Raw genomic sequence first — 22,586 nt, 5'->3', positions numbered from 1 at the left:
CATGACTTTAAAACACTTTCTCATACTTTTAGTAACTTCAGTTAGCTTAACAGCGTGTGGTTCGTATTCATTTACAGGAGCAAAAGTTAATCCAAACACAAAAACATTTCAGGTTAATTATTTTCAAAATAATTCAGCTTTAATAGAACCTGGATTAGATTTAGATTTCACTAATGCATTAACAGATTTACTAATAAATCAGACTAATTTAGATAATGTAAAATCTAATGGAGATTTGGTTTACGAAGGCGAAATTGTAGAATATAGAATTTCTCCAACTACAGCCACAGCAGACGATACTGCTGCGCAAAACCGTTTAACCATTTCGGTAAATGTTCGTTTTTACAATAAACAAGATGAAGAGTCTGAATTTGAAAAACGTTTTTCGTTCTTTTATGATTACGACGGAACATCTCAACTTATTGGTTCGTTAAAAACAACAGCAATAGAAGAAATATTCGATCAAATAACTCAAGATATTTTTAATGCGTCTTTAGCGCAATGGTAATAATGACACGCACAGATTTTACACATATATTACAATACCCAGAAGCTTTAGTCTCTGAACAAGCTAGGGATTTAAAAAGTATTATAGAAGAATTTCCATACTTTCAGCCCGCACGTGCGTTATATTTAAAAACTCTAAAAACAAACCAAAGTTTTAAATATAATCAGGAATTAAAAACAACTGCAGCCTATACCACAGATCGTAGTATTTTATTCGATTTTATAACCTCTGAAGCATTTGTTCAAAATGAAATTTCTCAATTTATAAAACAAAATTCAACACATTTAAAACATATTAATGTTGATGTAGACGATATATCTGTTACCTCGAAAACACCAGATAATTTATTTAACAAGAATACTAATGTAACGGAAGATGAAATCAATACAGAATTCATTCAACCAAAAATAACACCCGCAAAACTTTTTCATTTTACAGAAGACCCTTCAGAAGCACTAAAAAACACTCCAGAAGAGGACAATATAAATAAAAAAGGAATCGGAACTAAAAAGACTAGCCATACAGATATGGCTCCTGAGACGATATTAGAAATAGGAAAACCCTTAGACTTTAATGCTACAGAAACTCATTCCTTTAACGAGTGGTTAAAACTAACATCTTTCGACCAAATAGATAGATCTATCTCGGCTCCTAAAGAAGAATTGAAGTCAGAATCTGAGAATATTGGACCTAAACCTGAAGAAAAAACAGTAGCGACACCATCTCCAGAACAAGCTAAAAAGTTTGCTCTAATAGATAAATTTATTTCATCTAACCCTAAAATTGATCCTAAAAGATCTTCTGGCGTATCTCAGAATTTAGCAGAATCCCACATGCTACAACCAGAATCGCTAATGACTGAAACATTAGCTAGGATTTATGTTGAACAAAAAAACTACAAGAAGGCAATTCAATCTTATAACATATTAAGTTTGAAATATCCAGAAAAAAGTGGTTTCTTTGCAGACCGAATTAAAGCGGTAAAGCAAATACAAGAACAAAATAAGAAAAACTAATGAGTACGTTTACAATATTTTTATTCCTAATCGTTGTAGTAGCATTTTTATTAATCGTAGTAATTATGGTGCAAAACCCTAAAGGAGGAGGATTATCTTCATCTTTTGGTGGCGGCGGTTCTCAACAAATTGGTGGTGTAAAAAAGACCACTGACTTTTTAGATAAAAGTACATGGACATTAGCAGGGTTAATGTTAGTTTTAATTCTATTATCTAATGTAGCTATAAACAGAGGTTCTGAAACTTTAGAATCTAAAGCTTTAGATTCTGAAACTACAGCTCAACCATTAAGCACTCCAGCTCCAGTTACTACACCTGTTACACCAACAGAAGAAGCTGCTGAGTAAACACAACAACTCATACATACCATATTAAAATGCCAACTTATACAGTTGGCATTTTTTGTTGCTGAAAGTTTGTCAGTTTGATAGACGTGGCACAATTTTAGAAATAGAACATATCGTAAATCATAAACTATTTAAAACATATAATAACATGAGTAAAGTAAACATCACACCACTTGCAGACCGCGTTCTGGTTGAACCACTTCCTGCAGAAACTCAAACAGCATCAGGATTATTTATCCCGGATTCGGCTCAAGAAAAACAACACAAAGGTATTGTTGTTGCTGTTGGTACAGGTAAAAAAGATGAACCACTTACTGTAAAAATTGGAGACAAAGTTCTTTACGGAAAGTACTCTGGTTCAGAATTAAAATTAGAAGGTACAGATTTCTTAATGATGCGTGAAGACGACATCATGGCTATAATCTAAATTTCAGATTATACTAACTAAGTTTTTAAAACAAAACGCATAAAAAAACAAAAGAATAAGTTTAAAACAAACCGCTTAAAACTTATTATAAAAATCAATAAAAATGGCAAAAGATATAAAATTTGATATTGAAGCACGCGACGGTTTAAAACGTGGTGTAGACGCTCTAGCAAATGCAGTAAAAGTAACTTTAGGACCAAAAGGTCGTAATGTAATTATTGGACGTTCTTTCGGAGCACCTATTGTAACAAAAGATGGTGTTTCTGTAGCTAAAGAAATCGAATTAGAAGACCCTTTAGAAAACATGGGGGCACAAATGGTTAAAGAAGTAGCTTCTAAGACTAACGATCTTGCAGGAGATGGTACAACTACTGCTACTGTTTTAGCTCAAGCTATCGTTAAAGAAGGACTTAAAAATGTTGCTGCAGGAGCAAACCCAATGGATTTAAAACGTGGTATCGATAAAGCTGTTGAAGCTATCGTTGCAGACCTTGCTAAACAAACACAACAAGTTGGAGATTCTTCAGAAAAAATTAAACAAGTTGCTGCTATTTCAGCTAATAACGACGATGTTATTGGAGATTTAATTGCATTAGCTTTTGGAAAAGTTGGTAAAGAAGGTGTTATCACTGTAGAAGAAGCTAAAGGAACAGATACATATGTAGATGTTGTTGAAGGTATGCAATTTGACAGAGGATACTTATCGCCTTATTTCGTTACAGATAGCGAAAAAATGATCACAGATTTAGATAATCCTTATATTTTATTGTACGATAAAAAAGTATCTACAATGAAGGATTTATTACCAGTGCTTGAGCCAGTTGCTCAGTCAGGTAAACCTTTATTAATTATTGCTGAAGATGTAGACGGAGAAGCGCTTGCTACTTTAGTAGTAAACAAATTACGTGGATCTCTTAAAATTGCTGCTGTTAAAGCACCAGGTTTTGGAGACAGACGTAAAGCCATGTTAGAAGATATCGCAATCTTAACAGGCGGTACAGTAATTTCTGAAGAAAGAGGATTTACTTTAGAAAACACTACAATCGACATGTTAGGTACTGCAGAACGTGTAACAATAGATAAAGACAACACAACAGTTGTTAATGGAGCTGGAGATAAAGACATGATTAAAAACCGTGTGAACCAAATTAAATCTCAAATCGAATCTACTACAAGTGATTATGATAAAGAAAAACTTCAAGAGCGTCTTGCTAAATTAGCAGGAGGTGTTGCTGTACTTTATGTTGGTGCTGCAAGTGAAGTTGAAATGAAAGAGAAAAAAGACCGCGTAGATGATGCTTTACACGCAACAAGAGCTGCTGTAGAAGAAGGTATCGTTGCTGGTGGAGGTGTTGCCTTAGTTAGAGCAAAAGCAATCCTAGAGAACTTAGCTACAGATAATCCTGACGAAAGTACAGGGGTACAAATTGTAGCTCGTGCTATTGAAGCACCTTTAAGAACTATTGTTGAAAATGCTGGTGGAGAAGGTAGTGTTGTTGTATCTAAAGTTTTAGAAGGTAAAGAAAACTTTGGTTACGATGCTAAAACAGAACAATATGTAGACATGCTTGTTTCTGGTATTATCGATCCTAAAAAAGTAACTCGTATTGCACTAGAAAATGCGGCTTCGGTTGCTGGAATGATTCTTACTACAGAATGTGCATTAATAGACATTAAAGAAGACTCTCCTGCTATGCCTCCAATGGGTGGTGGTATGCCAGGTATGATGTAATCTTTAAAACATCTAATAAAATTAAAAGCCGAAGTCATAAGACTTCGGCTTTTTTATGTATTAAAGTATCAATTAAACTTATTTTTTAATTTGCTTCTGATAATAAAAAGCAGGTAAAAGCAGTAATAATAATATGGGCTGAATTAAAAAACGACGAATATTAAAAAGAATAAAATAATCATCTTGTTTCGCATGTAATATTAAATACAAAAACACGAGTATTAAAACAAAATAGGCAATACCATAAAATATAACCGAAAATTTTAATGCCTGCCTATCTGTAAATACAAAATAAATAACTCCTAGAGATAATAACGTATTTAAAACGTAGCGTAACGTTGTAAACCCAATCAATTTAAAAGTATCGAAAACAGGTGCATCAAGAAACAAATAATCATTTTTAAAAAAATCTAAAAACGGATCGTAAAACAGATTTGCTTCATAAGCACGGATTAAAATCAAACCAAAAACAAATAAAACAATAAGACTATAACGTTGAATTTTCTGCATCCTTCTTTTTCAATTTTACAAAATAATTCACCCAAATTACCCATAACAAAAATACCATTCCGTAAATAATTAACGGAAATACAACGCCATGTATTAGATGTTCTGATTCGGGATAATAATACAATGCTACAGATATAAAAGCAATACGCAATACATTAACCAAGTATATTAAAATTCCTCCTGCCAATAGATATAATACCGTTTTCTTAAATGTTGAAGCAAAAGCAACTATAAAAGCCATAAAAAGAATAATAACACTTACAGCATTACAGCCTTCAATAACCCGAATAATATAGGTCTCGTTTAAATATAAACGCACCCACTGTTCTCCTTCAGACAATGCAATCCGAGACTCATATCCAAATACATTTAAAAGGTCTTGCGACTGTTTTGCTACTTGGTACGTAATGTAATCTGGTTGAGACGTAGACGTTTTAGAAAAATCTAAATACCATTTATAACTTAAAGACATTATAAAGTATACTGCCAGAAACGTAACGATAAATCGAATTACATGTTTATATGTTTGATATAATGTTGCCAATAGTAGTAAATGTTTAAGTTGATAAATTTATAAAAATGAAGTTCCATTATCGTTGCTTTTTAAATACTTTTACCAAAAAAATAAAAATATGCCTTTAACGTCTTTAAAACCTCAAGTAGAAACTATACTTTCTAATTCCGACCTAACATTAGACGAACGTCTATTGTCGGTTTGCCAACTTTTAGAACAACATGTAACCTATTATAATTGGGTTGGGTTTTATTTTAAAAACGGAGATAAGGACGAACTTAAGTTAGGGCCTTATGTAGGTGCACCTACAGACCATACTATTATTCCGTTTGGAAAAGGTATTTGCGGACAAGTTGCTGTAAGTAATGAAAATTTTGTAGTTCCAGATGTAGCAGCGCAAGACAATTATATTGCATGTAGCATAACAGTAAAAGCAGAAATTGTTATTCCTATTTTTGTAAATGGCGAAAATGTTGGCCAGATAGATATCGACTCAAACACACCAGACCCGTTTACGGCAGAAGACGAACGTTTCTTAGAGTTTGTTTGCGAACAAGTCGCTAAACAAATCGCATAAATTAAAACATAATCCAAAAAAAGTTTCGACTTGTATCTATTATGATTCAAGTCGAAACTTTTTTATTATAAACTGTACTCTTAAATGAAATCGGAACAGGTTTCAAATATAAAATTAAATGTTACATTCCTGTACGAATAGCTTCAACAGGATCTAATTTAGATGCAGAAAGCGCTGGTAACACACCAGATATTAACCCAATTAATGTAGATAGAGAGAATCCTATTAACATGTTCCAAAATGATAATACAAATTCAAAATCATCTACAAACTGAGAAGCGATTAAGGAAATAATCCACACGAAAGCGAGACCGATTACCCCACCTATAACGGCTAAAATAATAGCTTCGAATAAAAACTGAAACAATATAAATCTGTTTTTAGCACCTAAAGATTTCTGAATTCCAATTAAATTGGTACGTTCTTTTACACTTACAAACATAATATTTGCAATACCAAAACCACCAACTAAAAGAGAAAATCCACTAATAATCCAACCAACAAGATTCATTACGCCTATTATATTATCTATAGCATCTGTCATTCCCGACAATTTATTTACAAAAAAGTTGTCAGGCTCATCGGCTTTCAAACCTCTATGTATTCTAAATTTTTGTCTTAAAACTTGTTCAAAAGCAGCAATATCTACTCCTGCTTCTGGCTTAATTACAATAGCACCAGGAATACCGTCTGAACCTCCATTTGTAAATTGTCTAACAAAATTTGAAGGAACAAAGGCTTTCTCATCCGGAGAATCAAAAAGTGAAGATCCTACTTTTTTAAGAACTCCAATAACGGTTACTTTTCTACCAAACATTCGTACTTGCTTACCTAAAGGTTGTTCACTTTCAAAAAGATTTTCTGCTAACCCTGCACCAATAACAACAACCGATGCCCCTGTAGACGATTCTGATTCTGTGTAAAACCGTCCCTCTCCTATTTTTAAATCTTCTATTTCGTAAATACCATAAGAAGCCGGAGACACATCTACATTACTAATGGCATTGTCTTGGTATTTTATAGTTTCAGAATTTCCAAAAATTACATAAGCACTCGATTTTATATTTGGGATGTTTCTGTTTACAAATTCGTAATCATCATTTTCCGTTTGCGGATAATTGTCACGTTGCCATCTCGGGACTTCCGTTGGTCCAAAAGAATATTTGGTTAAGTAAATTGTATTTTTATCTAAACCAGACAACTGGCTCTTAATACTTTGATCTAAAGAATCTACAGCTGCCAAAACAGCTATAATGGAAAAAATACCAATAGTCACTCCTAATAAGGACAAAAATGTTCTTAATTTATTATTTCGTAGTGCATTTATAGCAAACGCAAAACTTTCTTTAAAAAGTCTTAAATACAAGATCATTTAGAAGTGCTTTTATTAAAAAATTGATAATTTAAAGATAGGACGTTTTAATTATACTTTTGTTACAAAAAAAATAAAAACAAAACACGAAACAAACTATAAAAATTTTATTCTAAATCCTTACTTTTGCGCATTAATATAACACAACACTAATGAGTAACGAAAAAACAATCAAATCTGCATTAATCTCTGTATTTAGCAAGGATGGTTTAGAACCTATTATTAAAAAGTTAAATGAATTAGGTGTAACCATGTATTCTACTGGTGGTACACAGGCATTTATAAACAATTTAGGAATAGATGTTGTCCCTGTAGAAGACGTAACTTCTTACCCTTCAATTTTAGGCGGACGTGTAAAAACATTACATCCAAAGGTTTTTGGAGGAATTTTAAACCGTCAAGATAATGAACAAGATCGCGCTGAATTAGCAGAATTTGATATTCCTCAAATAGATTTAGTTATTGTTGATTTATATCCTTTTGAAAAAACGGTAGCTTCTGGAGCTAGCGAACAAGATATAATTGAAAAAATAGACATAGGTGGAATTTCGTTAATTCGTGCAGCTGCAAAAAATTATGCAGATGTCGTTTGTGTGTCTTCTGTAACAGAGTATGCTTCGTTTTTAGAACTTATTTCTGAACAAAACGGAACACTTTCTTTAGAGCAAAGAAAAGATTTCGCAAGAAAATCTTTCAACGTATCGTCTCATTACGATGCTGCAATTTTTAATTACTTCAACAAAAACAATGAAGAAACAGTTTTAAAAATTAGCGAACAGAACGGAAAAGTGTTACGTTATGGAGAAAATCCTCACCAAAAAGGATTCTTTTTTGGAAAATTTGAAGATATTTTCACAAAACTTCACGGTAAAGAATTAAGCTATAACAACCTTCTAGATGTAGATGCTGCTGTAAATTTAATAAACGAATTTAAAGGCGACAAACCTACGTTTGCTATCTTAAAACACAATAATGCATGTGGTGTTGCACAACGCGATACTTTAAAACAAGCCTACACAGATGCACTTGCGGGAGATCCTGTCTCTGCTTTTGGTGGTGTTTTAATTAGTAATACTGAAATAGATTTAGCTACTGCTCAAGAAATTCACTCATTATTTTGCGAAGTCGTTATTGCCCCTTCATTTAGTACCGAAGCTTTAGACCTATTAAAAGGAAAGAAAAACAGAATTCTTTTAATACTTCACGATATCGAATTACCTAAAACCAATGTAAGATCTTGTCTTAACGGTGTTTTAGTTCAAGACAGAAACAATATTACAGATCGTTTAGAAGATTTAATAAACAAGACACACAATAATCCAACAGATAGCGAGTTAAATGATTTAATATTTGCTTCAAAAATTTGTAAACACACAAAATCTAACACTATTGTATTAGCAAAAAACAATCAATTATGTGCAAGTGGTACAGGGCAAACAAGTCGTGTAGATGCACTTAACCAAGCCATACATAAAGCACAATCTTTTAATTTCGATTTAAAAGGAGCTGTTATGGCGAGTGATGCGTTTTTTCCTTTTCCTGATTGTGTAGAAATTGCTAAAAAAGCAGGAATTACAGCTGTTATTCAGCCAGGAGGTTCTATTAAAGATCAATTAAGCATCGATTATTGTAATGATAATGATGTGGCAATGGTATTTACAGGTACACGTCATTTCAAGCATTAATTTCACTACTTTTACAACACTTATTTTTAATTAAAGCAAAAAAAGACATATAACGCATGGGATTTTTTGACTTCCTTACAGAAGAAATAGCTATTGACTTAGGAACAGCCAATACACTTATTATACACAATGATAAAGTTGTTGTGGATAGCCCTTCAATAGTTGCTCGCGATCGCGTTAGCGGTAAAATTATTGCCGTTGGAAAAGAAGCAAGCATGATGCAAGGAAAAACGCACGAAAACATTAAAACAATTCGCCCGCTTAAAGATGGTGTAATTGCAGATTTTGATGCGTCTGAACAAATGATTAGTTTGTTTATTAAAAACATCCCCGCTTTAAAGAAAAAAATGTTTACACCTGCTCTTCGTATGGTTGTTTGTATTCCTTCTGGTATTACAGAAGTTGAAATGCGAGCGGTTAAAGAATCTTGCGAGCGTGTAAACGGAAAAGAAGTCTATTTAATACACGAACCTATGGCTGCGGCCATAGGTATTGGTGTAGATATTATGCAACCTAAAGGAAACATGATTGTAGATATAGGTGGTGGTACTACCGAAATTGCAGTAATTGCTTTAGGAGGTATTGTTTGCGACAAATCTGTAAAAATTGCAGGAGATGTTTTTACAAACGATATTATATATTACATGCGTACGCAACACAACTTGTATGTAGGAGAACGTACTGCTGAAAAAATTAAAATACAGATTGGTGCTGCTACCGAAGATTTAGAACTTCCGCCAGACGACATGAGTGTTCAAGGACGTGATTTACTTACCGGTAAACCAAAACAAGTACAAATATCTTTTCGCGAAATTGCCAAAGCATTAGACAAATCTATTCTTAGAATTGAAGATGCTGTAATGGAAACCTTATCGCAAACCCCGCCAGAATTAGCTGCCGATATTTATAATACAGGTATCTATTTAGCAGGAGGTGGCTCTATGCTACGTGGTTTAGACAAGCGTCTGTCTCAGAAAACAGATTTACCTGTATACATTGCAGAAGACCCATTACGTGCCGTAGTTCGCGGAACAGGAATTACACTTAAAAACTTACCTAAGTTTAAAAGTGTCTTGATAAAATAGCCTTAAAGCATGCAGCAAATTTTAAATTTTATTATTCGCAACAAAAATTTTTTGTTGTATTTGCTGCTCATGGCTTTAGCTATGTTTTTTACTGCACAAACACATTCTTATCATAAAAGTAAATTTATAAATTCTGCTAATTTTTTAAGCGGTAGTATTTATACACATCTAAATAATGTTGATCAATATTTAGATTTAAAAACACAAAATGACAATCTATCTGAAGAAAACTCTAGACTTCGTAATCTCCTTCAGAATTATCAGCTTTCTGTAAAAGAAAATTATATAGACACCACAAGTTTTAAGGGTTCATACTTATTTAGACCTGTTCGTGTAATTAAAAATAGTTATTCTGCTTCTACAAATATCTTAACAATAAACAAAGGTCGCAACGACAGTATTCAAGAAGATTTCGGGTTAATAACATCTAAAGGTATTCTTGGAATCGTAGATCATACAAGTAATAATTATGCTACAGTTATTTCAATATTAAATACAAAAAGTAAAATTAGTGCACAATTAAAAAAGACGAATCATTTCGGGACTCTAACTTGGGATGGAAAATCACCAAAATCAGTACAATTAGTCGATATTCCTAAAATTGCACCTATAAAAATTGGAGATACTATCATAACCTCTGGCCGATCTGTAATTTTCCCTAAAGGCATCCAAATAGGTACTATTGAAAGCTATAAATTAGATGATGCTGAAAATAATTTTGAAATAAATGTGAAGCTGTTTAATGATATGACAAATATTGAACACGCTTATATTATAGAACATTTAGATGCACCTGAGATTAATAACTTACTAAACCTATCTAATGAACAGTAACGTTATATCTCAAATACTCAAATTTATTGCACTCGTATTAGTACAAGTTCTGATCCTAAATCACATTAATTTTTTAGGTTATATCAATCCGTACTTATATATTATATTCATTATACTTTATCCTATAAAAAATAACCGTTTAGTACTTCTTCTTTTAAGTTTTTTGCTAGGTATTATTATCGATGTCTTTTCAGATTCTGGAGGTATTCACGCTGCTGCCTGCGTCACAATAGCATACATGAGACCTTTAGCTTTAAAATGGTCTTTTGGAACAGTTTACGAACACCAAACGATAAAGTTTAACAATGTAGATTTTGGCGCCAAACTCATGTATATAAGCATTCTAACAGGAGTTCATCATTTGGTATTATTCCTTTTAGAAGTATTTAACTTTTCTGAAACACTTTTAACACTCCAAAAAACGTTATTTTCTAGTATCTTTACCATTCTCCAATGTGTTATAGTTACTATTATTTTCAGCAAACGTTCTAAATGAGACAATTTTTATTATTTTTTACCATTATTACAGTTGGGCTTGTATTTATTTCTCGGCTTTTTTATCTTCAAGTTTATAGTTCGCCAGCAAATAATTTATACGATGATAATGCCATCCGTAAAGTATATGATTACCCTAAACGTGGATTTGTTTACGATAGAAACGGCACCCTTTTAGTATCTAACCAATCGTCTTACGATGTTATGGTTATTCCGCGTGAAGTAAAAGCCTTAGATACAATTGAATTCTGTAATTTATTAAAAATCGATAAAGAGAAATTCATAAAAACGTATAAAAAGGCATACCATTATTCACCCAGACTACCCTATGTATTTGTATCTCACTTATCTAAAGAGGACTATGCCGTACTTCAAGAAAAAATGAGAAAGTATGAAGGTTTTTATATTCAAAAACGTTCACTTCGTCATTACGAGGCTTCAATTGGAGCAAATGTGTTAGGAGATATTGGTGAAGTAAATAATGCTATTATAAAAAAGGATCCCTATTACAAAATGGGAGATTTAATTGGTAAGCAAGGTATTGAATTATCTTATGAAGATGTTCTAAGAGGAAAAAAAGGAATCAAGTTTATTCAAAAAAACAGATTCAATAAAAATATTGGTCCCTATAAGGATGGTAAATTTGATACTTTACCAGAACCAGGAAAAGATATAAAAATTTCGATTGATGCTACACTTCAAGCTTATGGCGAACAGCTAATGAAGCATAAACACGGTGGAATTATTGCTATAGAACCAAGCACAGGAGAAATTTTAACCATGATTTCTGCTCCAACTTACGATCCAAATTCATTAGTTGGAAGAAAACGTTCTCAAAATTTTACAAAATTATACAACGATTCTATAGCTAAACCAACATACGACAGAAGTTTACTTGCACAATATCCTCCAGGTTCACCCTTTAAAGTATTAAATGCGCTTATTGGCTTACAAGAAGGTGTTGTTACTACCGAAGACAAATTTACCTGTAATCATGGATATAGTTACGGAAATAGAAAAATGGGATGTCACGGGCATCCAAGTCCGTTAGCAATGAACATGGGGATTTACGAATCTTGCAACTCTTATTTTGCAAATGTTTACAGACGTATTATTGAAAAATACGATACACCTTACGAAGGTATGAATGTTTGGAATAAACATGTAACTAGTTTTGGATTGGGAAATTATTTGGGTTACGATCTTAAAATTGGTAGTCCTGGACGAATTCCTAGTGGCGATTTTTACGACAAATGGTACGGGAAAAACAGATGGAGAACTACATTTACATTGTCTAACGCAATTGGACAAGGTGAAATTGAAGCCACACCTATACAATTAGCAAATATGGTCGCTGCCATTGCAAACCGCGGTTATTTTTATACGCCCCATATTATAAAATCTATTGAAGGCCAAGAAATAGATGCCAATTTTACCACACCAAAACACACCACTATAGATAAAGAAAATTTTGAACCTGTAGTTCAAGGTATGTTCGATGTGTATAACAAAGGAACAGCTGCTGCCTTACAAGTAAAAGGCATAGAAATTTGCGGAAAAACAGGAACCGCAGAAAACTTTACAAAAATTAATGGCGTAAAAACACAACTTACAGACCACTCTATTTTTGTCGCCTTTGCCCCTAAAGACAATCCTAAGATAGCGATTGCTGTATTTGTAGAAAACGGATATTGGGGAAGTAGATTTGCCGGTAGAATTGCAACTTTAATGATTGAGAAATATTTAAGCGGTACAATTACAAGAACCGATTTAGAGAAATGGATATTAAGTCATAGCTTAGAGCATGAATATGAAAAACCTTATTCAGGAGAGCCATTCTCAATTAACAGAGGATCTACTTTAGAAGTCGTAGAACCAACAATAATTAATCACGACCATTTACTTCCTGCTAAACCCTAAGTATGATTAGAGTAACTAACAGACATTTTTCTTTCGATTGGATAACCATCATCATATTTATGTTGCTGGTAGGTTTTGGTTGGCTTAACATCGTATCGTCTTCTCATGTTGGAGAAACATTAGACTACTTTGATTTTTCTCAACCTTACGGAAAACAGCTTATATTTATTGGATTAACAATTGGATTAATTATTATTATTTTATCTATTGAAGCCAAGTTTTACGAACGCTTTTCTAGTGTAATTTACATTATATCTATGCTCTCTCTAGTGGGGCTTTTTATATTTGGAAAGAATGTAAATGGAGCAACCTCTTGGTACGGAATTGGAGGTATGACATTTCAACCTAGCGAATTTGCAAAGGCAGCAACAGCCTTGGCCATAGCTAAATATGTAAGTGATTTACAAACAGATATTCGTCGATTTCCAGATCAGATTAAAACGTTCATAATTATCTTAGTTCCAGCATTTTTAATCTTATTACAAAACGATGCTGGGAGTACTATTGTGTATGGTGCATTTTTCTTTGTATTGTATAGAGAAGGACTTCCACAAATATATTTAACGTTAGTGTTAAGTGTGGTATCTATATCTATACTGTCCTTAAAATTCGGGCCGACAATTACATCCATAATCGCTACATTAATCATATTTACCCGATATTTTTTAAGCAAGAAAAAACCTATTATTTTTCAACCAATAATCATTACAATCATAGCAATTGCAATGTCTGCTAGTGTTCATTTTTTCTATGACAATATCCTTCAAGCCCATCAAAAGGATAGAATAAGTTTATGGTTGAGATTAGAAAAAGATCCTACAAAAATTGCTGAAATGCGTCGGGATATCTTATACAACCTTTACGAATCTGAGAAAGCAATTAGCTCAGGAGGGTTTAAAGGAAGAGGATTTATGGAAGGAACAAGAACAACTGGAAAATTTGTACCTGAACAGCACACAGATTATATTTTTAGCACAGTTGGAGAAGAATGGGGATTTATTGGCAGCTCTTTAGTAATCATTTTATTTGTGTTACTTATGCTACGTGTGCTCCATCTTGCAGAACTACAAAAATCACAATTCAGTAGGATTTATGGTTATGCTGTAGCATCTATAATGTTTTTCCACTTTATGATTAATATAGGAATGGTAATGGGGCTTATACCTACTATTGGTATTCCACTTCCATTCTTTAGCTATGGAGGTTCTGGTCTTTGGGGCTTTACTATTCTACTTTTCATTTTTATAAAATTAGATTCCAATAGAATTAACGAATGGTAGTAGTTTATTAATTTCTAAAGTTTTAACACTTATTTTAGATAATACAAATTAATCAGCTAAAAAAAACAATAATTTTTAATTGTAAGTTAATAGCAATGTCTTAATTTTAAGACATCCTAGAAACAGGATTATTGTTTTATAAAAGCACTATTATGAGCAGAAAGCTTAGGTATTTTTTCTTCTTTTTATGTATTTCTTTCCAGATTCAAAGCCAAAATCAATCTTCAGAGATTACTATAAAATCTCAATCTGAAAGGTTAAACATAGAACAAGCCCTTAGTAAATACATTCAATTCGAATCGGTTAGTGGAAACGAAAAAGAAGCCGGTACATGGCTAAAATCACTATGTGAACAAAACGGATTGTATGTCTCGCAAATGGGAGATGCTAATGGTAATTACAATTTTACAGCATCTATTTATCCTTTAAGCAGCAAGCTTCCTAATATTATTTTACTAAATCATATTGATGTTGTCCCTGCTGGAGACATCACAAAATGGAAACATGCTCCTTTTTCTGGAGACATTACAGATGCCGAAATTTGGGGAAGAGGTGCTTTCGACAATAAAGGCAATGGTATCATGCATCTCTTTAGTATTATAGAAATTTTAAAGAAATATGGCGAAAAGCAAATGCCATACAATGTTACTTTACTTGCTGTATCGTGTGAAGAAAAACAGTGTGAGAATGGTGGAGCCGAATTTGTAATAGAAAATTATTTAAAAGAGTTAAACCCTGCTGTTGTATTAGGAGAAGGCCCCCCTGGTTTTAACGGAATTTTAAAATCCAACCCTGATCAGAATTTATTTGGCATTTCTGTAACTAACAAAAGACCTTTGTGGTTAGAATTATCTCTTAAAGTAAAAACATCTGCACATGGTTCTATAACACCTATTAACTATGCCAACAAAGGCATGATAAAAGCATTGGATAATCTTATAGAAATAAAACAAAAGGCAGTTTATAACGAAACAAACCTGAATATATTAAAACAATTAGGAGAATTAGAAAACGGAGTAAAATCCTTAGTGCTAAAACATCCAAGATTATTTAAAGTCATACTTACACCTATTCTTAGACATAAACCGGAATTATTCTCATTATTCTCAAACTCTATAACATTAACTAGTGTAGACAGCCACAATAATGTGATTAATGTGATTCCTGATGAAGTTACAGCATTATTAGATTGCAGATTATTACCGCACCAAACTAATGAAGAATTTGTCACGACTGTTAAAAAGCAATTAAAAAACAAACGCATTAAAATTAAAGTAATCAAGGAATCGCCTATCGTGCCGCCTTCCGATGATAAATCTATGTTTTTTATAAATATAAAAAACGCCATAAAGAAGAACTATCCTAATGCTTACACCTTAAGTGTATCTGTACCAAACTATAACGATGCAAGCCTTTTTAGAGAAAAAGGGATAAACTCTTATTGTTTTACACCAATACAATTTGACCGTAGTTATTTAGAGCATATTCATAATATTAACGAACGTATTCCTCGTGGTGTTTTAACTATTGGGAAGCAAACTTTTGTCGATTTTATAGAGAGTTGCCTTATTCAATAAACATATCTTTTAGTATTCTCATTTTTAATTAAAAAAATGTTCTAAACCCCTTAGAAACATTAGTAATATAGCTAAATCGCAATAGTTAAGTTAGCCTTAAATCTGGTTTAAAAGTGGTGTTTTTAAACTATCTTTATCACTTCAAAGTTTAAAAATTCATACACTATGAAAGTAGCCTTTTTCAGCACAAAATCCTATGACATTGCTTCCTTTGAGAAACATAATAATGGGACACATGAAATTATCTTTTACGAAAGTACTTTAAATACAAAAACTGCAAAATTAACTCAAGGCTGTGATGCCGTCTGTGCCTTTGTAAACGATCATTTACATGAGCGAACGATTAAGCTACTTAGTGAATATGGTGTTAAACTTATTGCCATGCGTTGCGCGGGGTTTAATAACGTAGACTTAAAAGCAGCTGAGGCAGCAAATATTAAAGTTGTTCGCGTGCCGGCCTACTCACCTATGGCTGTGGCTGAACATGCTACTGCTTTAATTTTAACCCTAAACAGAAAAACGCATAAAGCATATAACCGTGTACGTGATGGGAATTTCTCTCTAGAACGTTTAACAGGTTTCGACATGTATGGCAAAACAGTAGGAGTAATAGGTACAGGTAAAATTGGTCAGTATTTTAGTAAAATCATGATGGGTTTTGGCTGTAAAGTTATTGCTTACGATTTATATCCAAATGCAGATTTAAAAGCTCTGGGCGTTACCTATGTTACTGTAGATGAATTACTAAAAGCTTCAGACATTATTTCACTACATTGCCCTTTAACAGAAGACACTCACCATTTAATAAACAAAAAAGCGTTTTCTAAAATGAAAAAAGGAGCCATGTTAATTAATACAAGTAGAGGTGCATTAATTAATACCATTGATGCTGTTGAAGCTTTAAAAGATAAAACCCTAGAATACTTAGGAATAGATGTGTACGAGCAAGAAGAAAAATTATTCTTCCGCGATTTATCTGAAAACATTATTATGGACGATGTGATTTCACGTTTAATTTCGTTCCCTAATGTTTTAATTACATCTCACCAAGGGTTTTTAACACGAGAAGCTTTAGATAAAATTGCTGAAGTAACCTTTAGTAATCTCACCGCCTTTGAAAACAAAGATGTACTAGAAAACGAAGTTAAAATCTAACTTCTCACCTTTATAAAAAGCTTATAAAAACCCTGAAATATTCAGGGTTTTTTTATTATATTTTTACAATACAATTTAAAATTACAATTATGTCTCTAGGAGCCTTTTCTATCAGTTTAAACGTAAAAGATATTAATGTATCAAAACTATTCTATGAAACTTTAGGATTTACAGTTTTTGGTGGTGATATCGAAAAAAATTACCTCATTATGAAGAACGATCAAACACTAATTGGATTGTTTCAAGATATGTTTGATAAAAATATTTTAACATTTAATCCTGGTTGGGATCAAGATGCAAAAACATTAGATACGTTTATTGATGTTAGAGATATTCAAAAAGAACTTAAAGCAAAAGGCATTACTTTATCATCAGAAGTTAATGAAACTTCTAAAGGTCCCGGAAATATTATTATCATGGATCCAGATGGCAATCCCATTTTAATAGATCAACACATTTAGACAATTAATAAAATGTTAAAAACCAACAAATCAATCCATTAAAAACATATACTCACTACCTTGTAAAGACCTATAAAACCATTAAATACGTTAGTATATATGAGACAAAACTATATTTCTAAAGATTTAGTTAAACAACGAAGCATCGTTTCTTTATATCTATTTTGCTTATGTATTTCTACTAGTTTATTTGCACAAAACACAGAATCTGAAAATATTTCTGAAGGAGCTACAATTTATAATCCTTTAAATTATCTAAGCTATAAACAGCAAACTAACACTCAAAAACATTATGCTTTAGGTCAGTATTCCGTTTATAGTAATGCATTTACATTAGAACCTTTAACAGATCTAAAAATAAGTGTAGAAGGAGGCACAGTGCTACAACAGTCTTTTTTTAGTCCGTTACCACCAAACGTACACCTCTATTATCGCGCTGAATTATCGTATGCACTAAACGATTATCTACAACCTTATATTTACAACCAACATTTAAGTAAACCACTTGGAGAGAACCCAGATAATTTACGTCTGAATCCGTTTTTTATACAATCAGAATTTGGAACAGGAGTGAAAACTAAAATGAAAAACTATCTTTTAGAAACGGGAGTAAAAACCATGACAAATCCTAATATTGGAGAGCAATCCATGCAAACACAAGTATTTTCAAAACTTAGTAAAAGCTTCTAAAACACATTAATTAAGCTTGTTTTTTAAGTTATATCGTTAAAAACATAGCTCCTTTTCTCTTATCTTTATAAAACTCTATAAAAGAGTCAATCTCATTTTTTATACCTTTTTATGAAAATACTTTTAACAGGTGCTACTGGATATATTGGAAAACGTTTACTACCTGTTTTGGTCTCGCAAGGTCACCACATTGTGTGTGGTGTAAGAGACCCTAAACGTTTTAATCCTCCAGAATCTATTACACCTAAAATTAGTGTTATTACTATAGATCTTTTAGATGAAGACAGTTTAAAAAACATACCTAAAGACATAGACGCTGCTTATTATTTAGTGCATTCTATGTCTACATCTAGTCGTTATCAAGACTTAGAAAAACAATCGGCTATACTATTCCGAGATGCGATTAATAAAACACAAGCCAAGCAGGTTATTTATTTAAGTGGTATTGTAAATGATGATAAATTATCTGAACATCTAAATTCACGTCAAACTGTAGAAAAAGAATTAGACAAAGGAACTTATAGTTTAACAACCCTAAGGGCTGGAATAATTATTGGTTCGGGAAGTGCTTCATTTGAAATCATTAGAGATTTAGTCGAAAAACTACCTGTAATGGTTACGCCTAAATGGCTAGACACCAAATGCCAGCCTATTGGCATTACAGATGTCATTTCATTTTTAAGTAAAACTTTAAACAAAGAAGAAACCTTCAATAAAAACTTCGATATTGGTGGTCCAGATGTACTGTCTTACAAGGACATGCTTTTACAATTTGCAGAAGCTCGCGGACTAAAAAGACATATATTTATCGTGCCAGTCATGACACCTCGATTGTCTTCTTATTGGTTATATTTTGTAACATCAACCTCTTATAAACTTGCTATAGCACTTGTAAACAGTATGAAAGTTGAAGTGATTTGTAGAGACAATCAGATTAATAATATTTTAAACATCACCCCCATTTCGTACAAAGAAGCCCTTAGCAAAGCCTTTAAAAAAGTAGAGACTAACGAAATTGTATCAAGTTGGAAAGATGCTTTAAGCAGTGGAAAAATGAATATAACTATGTCTGAATTTATACAAGTGCCAACACATGGTTGTTTTATAGATAAACGTGAACAAGCATTTTCTAATAAAGCAGAATGTATAGACCGAATTTGGCGTATAGGAGGAGAAACAGGTTGGTATTATGGAAATGGTTTATGGAAATTAAGAGGTTTTGTAGATAAACTATACGGAGGTGTAGGCTTACGCCGTGGGCGCACAAACATAGATGAACTACACCCTGGAGATGCTTTAGATTTTTGGCGTGTTTTATATGCAAATAAAGAAGAAGGACGATTACTTTTGTTTGCCGAAATGAAATTGCCAGGAGATGCATGGTTAGAATTTAAAATTAAAAATAACACCTTAGTACAAACTGCTACTTTTAGACCTGTTGGGTTATCTGGCCGTTTATACTGGTATAGTGTATTACCTTTTCATGGCTTTATTTTTAAAAATATGCTAAAACATCTCACGGCTTAGAAACACAATTATTATAATTTATTTTTTATGACACATACCATATTCTGGTTTAGACGCGATTTAAGATTATCAGACAACATAGGCCTTTTTCAAGCTTTAAAAAGTAACACAAATGTACTTCCTGTTTTTATTTTTGATGAACATATATTAGATGAATTAGAACCTGATGATGCACGTGTACAATTTATTCATAAAAGACTTGAAGTTATAAACACCGAATTAAAAAAACATAAGTCTTCTGTATTATGTTTAAAAGGAAAACCTTTAGATGTTTGGAAGCAGCTCATAAAAGATTACACCATACAAGCTGTATACACCAATACAGATTACGAGCCCTACTCAAATCAACGTGATACAGAAGTTGAATCTCTTTTAACCGATAACAAGATTTCATTTCTCACATATAAAGATCAAGTTATTTTTGAACCTCACGAAATTTTAAAACAAGACGGTACTCCTTATACCGTGTACACACCTTTTAAAAACAAATGGTTAGAACATTTTAAAGGAGTTACGCTAAATACAGCACTTCAATTTGAGAGTTTTCATCAAGATGATTTTGATTTTCCGAGTCTAGCATCTATCGGATTTAAGTCGTCTACAAAGAAGGTAAAACCATTTCAACTAGAACAGGTAAGTGACTATGCTAAGTTTCGCGATTTTCCGAATAAAGATATTGGGAGTTATTTAGGTCCTCATTTAAGATTTGGAACAGTGAGTATTCGTGAAATTATTTCAGAATTAAAACCAGAAGACAATACCTTTTTAAGTGAATTAATTTGGCGTGAATTCTTTATGCAAATCTTATTTCACTTTCCACATGTGGTACAAAATAACTTTAGAAGTAAATACGATGATATTGCTTGGCGAAATAACGAAGCAGAGTTTAAATTATGGTGCGAAGGTAAAACAGGTTACCCAATGGTTGATGCTGGTATGAGACAACTAAACAAAACGGGATATATGCATAATCGCGTGCGTATGGTTACTGCTGCATTTCTATGCAAACATTTACTAATTCATTGGAGTTGGGGAGAAGCTTATTTTGCAAAGCATTTATTAGATTACGAATTAGCTTCTAACAACGGTAATTGGCAATGGTCTGCAGGAACTGGCTGTGATGCGGCACCTTACTTTAGGATTTTTAATCCAATTACACAATTAGAAAAATTTGATAAAAATTTAGAGTATGTAAAAACATGGATTCCTGAATTTGAAACGAATGATTATCCAGAACCAATGGTAGTCCATAAAGATGCACGTTTACGTGCTTTAGAGGTTTACAAAGCTGGTATTAAAAATTAATATTTTTGAGACTCAAAATAACGAAAACCTTCAATATTTAAAAAGATAAGAAGTAAACCATAAATACTGTCTTCAACAGGTATTGTAAAGATACGAATGCCCATATTTTCAGCATCATTATACCAAACAATAGGAGCCTCTAAAAAAGATCCGGTTAACAATCCGTTACTTGCAAAAAAGAACGGAAGTATAAATAAGAATGTGAGATAGTGATATTCTAAATTTATGTTTTTCCTTTTTAAATAAAGCATATACAGTGCTGTAAATCCACAGGCTGTAACTGTATACCAATAATTAAAATAAAAAATCGCCAACATTGCAGTAACAATAATTACTACGGAGCTGATATAACTTTGAATTTTATTAAACGGATTCGTTTTTACTAAATACGTGAAAGCAAAATAAGAGAACACACAACAAAACGGGATACAGATAAAAAACAACACTTCTTCTAATGGTAAATTACCAATAAATAGTCCTGTTAAATACTCTGGATTAAACCCCCAAACGCCCATAGCTGTAAAGGCATAATCCCAAATTAAAAAGAGTAGAGTAATGATAACATTAGCTTTAAAAAAAGACAACCAATGTTTGTAGAATGCATGTTTAGGATAAAAACTCGCTATAAACGGAACACATACACATGCCAAATCGATTATAAGGTAGGTATATGGCTTCATTATTTCTTATATTGCTCATGATATTTTTTAGGCACATTCAGCATCCCGAAACACTCGCCTTCTTCTTTTCCTAAATGTTTATGATGCACTTTATGTGCTTTCCTTAAGCCTATTAAATATTTATTTTTAGTCTTACTGAACCATTTAAAACGCTGATGAATGAGTACATCGTGGACTAAAAAATAAGCCATGCCATAGAACATAATTCCTAAACCTATAAAAAATAACACATTCAATTCAGGATTAATTCCGAAATACATTAATGCAATACTTGGAATAGCAAAAATAACAAAGAATATATCGTTCTTTTCAAACACATGCGGATATTTTGGCTGATGATGATCTGCGTGTAAATACCACAAAAACCCATGCATTACAAACTTATGTGTTAACCATGTAATCCCTTCCATTATTAAAAATGTAGCAAGAGTAACCACTATGTATAATACAATTTGCATCATTATTTGTTTGTATGTTTTTCTATATTAAATAACATGATTTTCTTAAAATGTTCGGGTAAATTTGAGCGTTTTAAATTTGAGTTTATAAAAGCTCTATCCTTATCTTTATCATCGTAATGCAAAAAACTAGGAGCGTTAAGCTGACATAATAAACGCACATAACGCGCTTCTATATCATTTGGGTTTTCTGCTATATAATCTTCTAAGACCTGTTTACCTTCTTTAAAATAATTCAGTTTTCTAAAGGGCCAATTTGTAAATTCTGCTTGTCTCATAATAGCTGAAGCCATATAGGGTATTTTTAAATCGCAATCTACCTTTTCTACATCTTCTAAAAACACTACAAGTTCGTCTTCAGTGATTATGGCATGGAAATCGGACCTTACCTTAGGCATTTTATTGCAGTCTGTTCCTGAATTCATTGTAAA

Annotated in this window: 24 protein-coding genes; 18 read left to right on the top strand and 6 right to left on the bottom strand. The window is 32.4% G+C overall.

Going from position 1 to position 22,586, the window contains the following annotated elements; all coding sequences use genetic code 11:
- The first annotated feature begins 1 nt into the window (after window position 1).
- The 5 genes from Q1B05_RS02740 to groL all read left to right on the top strand — a co-directional run bounded on the left by Q1B05_RS02740 (window position 2) and on the right by groL (window position 4,030).
- Entirely contained in the window at window positions 2-508 is a 507-nt protein-coding gene (locus Q1B05_RS02740; protein ID WP_299777289.1) for an LptE family protein, read from the top strand.
- Between the two features lie 2 nt (window positions 509-510).
- Window positions 511-1,524, top strand: coding sequence for a hypothetical protein (locus tag Q1B05_RS02735; protein WP_299777287.1), 1,014 nt, complete (start codon window positions 511-513; stop codon window positions 1,522-1,524).
- Window positions 1,524-1,871 carry a preprotein translocase subunit SecG gene (gene secG, locus Q1B05_RS02730; RefSeq protein WP_299777285.1) on the top strand — a complete coding sequence of 116 codons (348 nt, stop codon included), beginning with the start codon at window positions 1,524-1,526 and terminating at the stop codon, window positions 1,869-1,871. Before Q1B05_RS02735 ends, secG begins: the two co-directional genes overlap by 1 nt.
- Window positions 1,872-2,019: 148 nt before the next feature.
- Complete coding sequence (locus Q1B05_RS02725) at window positions 2,020-2,298, top strand: co-chaperone GroES (RefSeq protein ID WP_057781169.1); 279 nt, start codon at window positions 2,020-2,022, stop codon at window positions 2,296-2,298.
- A gap of 103 nt (window positions 2,299-2,401) precedes the next feature.
- Entirely contained in the window at window positions 2,402-4,030 is a 1,629-nt protein-coding gene (gene groL / locus Q1B05_RS02720) for a chaperonin GroEL (RefSeq protein WP_299777280.1), read from the top strand.
- Window positions 4,031-4,108: 78 nt separating this feature from the next.
- Here the strand turns inward: groL and Q1B05_RS02715 are convergent, their stop codons facing one another.
- Both Q1B05_RS02715 and xrtF read right to left on the bottom strand, forming a co-directional pair.
- Complete coding sequence (locus tag Q1B05_RS02715; RefSeq protein ID WP_299777278.1) at window positions 4,109-4,540, bottom strand: exosortase F system-associated protein; 432 nt, start codon at window positions 4,538-4,540, stop codon at window positions 4,109-4,111.
- Entirely contained in the window at window positions 4,518-5,084 is a 567-nt protein-coding gene (gene xrtF, locus Q1B05_RS02710; RefSeq protein ID WP_299777276.1) for an exosortase family protein XrtF, read from the bottom strand. The genes Q1B05_RS02715 and xrtF overlap by 23 nt, the downstream gene beginning before the upstream one ends.
- A gap of 88 nt (window positions 5,085-5,172) precedes the next feature.
- Here xrtF and Q1B05_RS02705 point away from each other — a divergent pair, with 88 nt between their 5' ends.
- On the top strand, window positions 5,173-5,631 hold the full coding sequence (locus tag Q1B05_RS02705; protein WP_299777274.1) for a GAF domain-containing protein: 459 nt from the start codon (window positions 5,173-5,175) through the stop codon (window positions 5,629-5,631).
- A gap of 121 nt (window positions 5,632-5,752) precedes the next feature.
- Here the strand turns inward: Q1B05_RS02705 and Q1B05_RS02700 are convergent, their stop codons facing one another.
- On the bottom strand, window positions 5,753-7,003 hold the full coding sequence (locus Q1B05_RS02700; RefSeq protein ID WP_299777272.1) for an ABC transporter permease: 1,251 nt from the start codon (window positions 7,001-7,003) through the stop codon (window positions 5,753-5,755).
- Window positions 7,004-7,155: 152 nt separating this feature from the next.
- Between Q1B05_RS02700 and purH the strand changes: the two genes are divergently transcribed.
- The 12 genes from purH to Q1B05_RS02640 all read left to right on the top strand — a co-directional run bounded on the left by purH (window position 7,156) and on the right by Q1B05_RS02640 (window position 21,017).
- Window positions 7,156-8,688: a bifunctional phosphoribosylaminoimidazolecarboxamide formyltransferase/IMP cyclohydrolase gene (purH, locus tag Q1B05_RS02695; protein ID WP_299777270.1), complete on the top strand. Its 1,533-nt coding sequence runs from the start codon at window positions 7,156-7,158 to the stop codon at window positions 8,686-8,688.
- A gap of 56 nt (window positions 8,689-8,744) precedes the next feature.
- On the top strand, window positions 8,745-9,773 hold the full coding sequence (locus Q1B05_RS02690; protein ID WP_159021710.1) for a rod shape-determining protein: 1,029 nt from the start codon (window positions 8,745-8,747) through the stop codon (window positions 9,771-9,773).
- 9 nt (window positions 9,774-9,782) lie between these two features.
- Window positions 9,783-10,607 (top strand): rod shape-determining protein MreC, encoded by an 825-nt coding sequence (gene mreC, locus Q1B05_RS02685; RefSeq protein ID WP_299777266.1) that lies wholly within the window; start codon window positions 9,783-9,785, stop codon window positions 10,605-10,607.
- Window positions 10,597-11,103 carry a rod shape-determining protein MreD gene (gene mreD, locus Q1B05_RS02680; protein ID WP_299777264.1) on the top strand — a complete coding sequence of 169 codons (507 nt, stop codon included), beginning with the start codon at window positions 10,597-10,599 and terminating at the stop codon, window positions 11,101-11,103. The genes mreC and mreD overlap by 11 nt, the downstream gene beginning before the upstream one ends.
- On the top strand, window positions 11,100-13,022 hold the full coding sequence (gene mrdA / locus Q1B05_RS02675; RefSeq protein WP_299777262.1) for a penicillin-binding protein 2: 1,923 nt from the start codon (window positions 11,100-11,102) through the stop codon (window positions 13,020-13,022). Before mreD ends, mrdA begins: the two co-directional genes overlap by 4 nt.
- Window positions 13,023-13,024: 2 nt before the next feature.
- Window positions 13,025-14,302: a rod shape-determining protein RodA gene (gene rodA / locus Q1B05_RS02670; RefSeq protein ID WP_299777260.1), complete on the top strand. Its 1,278-nt coding sequence runs from the start codon at window positions 13,025-13,027 to the stop codon at window positions 14,300-14,302.
- A gap of 152 nt (window positions 14,303-14,454) precedes the next feature.
- Complete coding sequence (locus Q1B05_RS02665; protein WP_299777257.1) at window positions 14,455-15,879, top strand: M20/M25/M40 family metallo-hydrolase; 1,425 nt, start codon at window positions 14,455-14,457, stop codon at window positions 15,877-15,879.
- 165 nt (window positions 15,880-16,044) lie between these two features.
- Window positions 16,045-17,034 (top strand): 2-hydroxyacid dehydrogenase, encoded by a 990-nt coding sequence (locus Q1B05_RS02660; protein ID WP_299777255.1) that lies wholly within the window; start codon window positions 16,045-16,047, stop codon window positions 17,032-17,034.
- 89 nt (window positions 17,035-17,123) lie between these two features.
- Complete coding sequence (locus Q1B05_RS02655; protein ID WP_299777253.1) at window positions 17,124-17,495, top strand: VOC family protein; 372 nt, start codon at window positions 17,124-17,126, stop codon at window positions 17,493-17,495.
- Window positions 17,496-17,594: 99 nt separating this feature from the next.
- Window positions 17,595-18,185, top strand: coding sequence for a hypothetical protein (locus Q1B05_RS02650; protein WP_299777251.1), 591 nt, complete (start codon window positions 17,595-17,597; stop codon window positions 18,183-18,185).
- Between the two features lie 111 nt (window positions 18,186-18,296).
- Complete coding sequence (locus Q1B05_RS02645; RefSeq protein WP_299777249.1) at window positions 18,297-19,712, top strand: SDR family oxidoreductase; 1,416 nt, start codon at window positions 18,297-18,299, stop codon at window positions 19,710-19,712.
- A 27-nt stretch (window positions 19,713-19,739) separates the two neighbouring features.
- Window positions 19,740-21,017: a deoxyribodipyrimidine photo-lyase gene (locus Q1B05_RS02640; protein ID WP_299777247.1), complete on the top strand. Its 1,278-nt coding sequence runs from the start codon at window positions 19,740-19,742 to the stop codon at window positions 21,015-21,017.
- Here the strand turns inward: Q1B05_RS02640 and Q1B05_RS02635 are convergent.
- The 3 genes from Q1B05_RS02635 to Q1B05_RS02625 are packed head-to-tail and all read right to left on the bottom strand — an operon-like array spanning window position 21,014 to window position 22,580.
- Complete coding sequence (locus Q1B05_RS02635; RefSeq protein ID WP_299777245.1) at window positions 21,014-21,697, bottom strand: lycopene cyclase domain-containing protein; 684 nt, start codon at window positions 21,695-21,697, stop codon at window positions 21,014-21,016. The two genes, Q1B05_RS02640 and Q1B05_RS02635, sit on opposite strands and share 4 nt — an antisense overlap.
- Window positions 21,697-22,155, bottom strand: coding sequence for a sterol desaturase family protein (locus Q1B05_RS02630; protein WP_299777475.1), 459 nt, complete (start codon window positions 22,153-22,155; stop codon window positions 21,697-21,699). Before Q1B05_RS02630 ends, Q1B05_RS02635 begins: the two co-directional genes overlap by 1 nt.
- A 2-nt stretch (window positions 22,156-22,157) precedes the next feature.
- Window positions 22,158-22,580 carry a hypothetical protein gene (locus Q1B05_RS02625; protein WP_299777243.1) on the bottom strand — a complete coding sequence of 141 codons (423 nt, stop codon included), beginning with the start codon at window positions 22,578-22,580 and terminating at the stop codon, window positions 22,158-22,160.
- Window positions 22,581-22,586: the final 6 nt, after the last annotated feature.

Source organism: uncultured Formosa sp. (genome assembly GCF_947500765.1).
Lineage (GTDB): Bacteria > Bacteroidota > Bacteroidia > Flavobacteriales > Flavobacteriaceae > Formosa.
The sequence above is the reverse complement of the archived record's forward strand: the minus strand, read 5'-3'. Positions and strand labels throughout refer to the sequence as shown.

Coding starts and splice junctions, on each gene's coding strand:
- Q1B05_RS02740 (WP_299777289.1), top strand. CDS start 2: ATGACTTTAAAACACTTTCTCATACTTTTAGTAACTTCAGTTAGCTTA.
- Q1B05_RS02735 (WP_299777287.1), top strand. CDS start 511: ATGACACGCACAGATTTTACACATATATTACAATACCCAGAAGCTTTA.
- secG (WP_299777285.1), top strand. CDS start 1,524: ATGAGTACGTTTACAATATTTTTATTCCTAATCGTTGTAGTAGCATTT.
- Q1B05_RS02725 (WP_057781169.1), top strand. CDS start 2,020: ATGAGTAAAGTAAACATCACACCACTTGCAGACCGCGTTCTGGTTGAA.
- groL (WP_299777280.1), top strand. CDS start 2,402: ATGGCAAAAGATATAAAATTTGATATTGAAGCACGCGACGGTTTAAAA.
- Q1B05_RS02715 (WP_299777278.1), bottom strand. CDS start 4,540: ATGCAGAAAATTCAACGTTATAGTCTTATTGTTTTATTTGTTTTTGGT.
- Q1B05_RS02705 (WP_299777274.1), top strand. CDS start 5,173: ATGCCTTTAACGTCTTTAAAACCTCAAGTAGAAACTATACTTTCTAAT.
- Q1B05_RS02700 (WP_299777272.1), bottom strand. CDS start 7,003: ATGATCTTGTATTTAAGACTTTTTAAAGAAAGTTTTGCGTTTGCTATA.
- purH (WP_299777270.1), top strand. CDS start 7,156: ATGAGTAACGAAAAAACAATCAAATCTGCATTAATCTCTGTATTTAGC.
- Q1B05_RS02690 (WP_159021710.1), top strand. CDS start 8,745: ATGGGATTTTTTGACTTCCTTACAGAAGAAATAGCTATTGACTTAGGA.
- mreC (WP_299777266.1), top strand. CDS start 9,783: ATGCAGCAAATTTTAAATTTTATTATTCGCAACAAAAATTTTTTGTTG.
- mreD (WP_299777264.1), top strand. CDS start 10,597: ATGAACAGTAACGTTATATCTCAAATACTCAAATTTATTGCACTCGTA.
- mrdA (WP_299777262.1), top strand. CDS start 11,100: ATGAGACAATTTTTATTATTTTTTACCATTATTACAGTTGGGCTTGTA.
- rodA (WP_299777260.1), top strand. CDS start 13,025: ATGATTAGAGTAACTAACAGACATTTTTCTTTCGATTGGATAACCATC.
- Q1B05_RS02665 (WP_299777257.1), top strand. CDS start 14,455: ATGAGCAGAAAGCTTAGGTATTTTTTCTTCTTTTTATGTATTTCTTTC.
- Q1B05_RS02660 (WP_299777255.1), top strand. CDS start 16,045: ATGAAAGTAGCCTTTTTCAGCACAAAATCCTATGACATTGCTTCCTTT.
- Q1B05_RS02655 (WP_299777253.1), top strand. CDS start 17,124: ATGTCTCTAGGAGCCTTTTCTATCAGTTTAAACGTAAAAGATATTAAT.
- Q1B05_RS02650 (WP_299777251.1), top strand. CDS start 17,595: ATGAGACAAAACTATATTTCTAAAGATTTAGTTAAACAACGAAGCATC.
- Q1B05_RS02645 (WP_299777249.1), top strand. CDS start 18,297: ATGAAAATACTTTTAACAGGTGCTACTGGATATATTGGAAAACGTTTA.
- Q1B05_RS02640 (WP_299777247.1), top strand. CDS start 19,740: ATGACACATACCATATTCTGGTTTAGACGCGATTTAAGATTATCAGAC.
- Q1B05_RS02635 (WP_299777245.1), bottom strand. CDS start 21,697: ATGAAGCCATATACCTACCTTATAATCGATTTGGCATGTGTATGTGTT.
- Q1B05_RS02630 (WP_299777475.1), bottom strand. CDS start 22,155: ATGCAAATTGTATTATACATAGTGGTTACTCTTGCTACATTTTTAATA.
- Q1B05_RS02625 (WP_299777243.1), bottom strand. CDS start 22,580: ATGAATTCAGGAACAGACTGCAATAAAATGCCTAAGGTAAGGTCCGAT.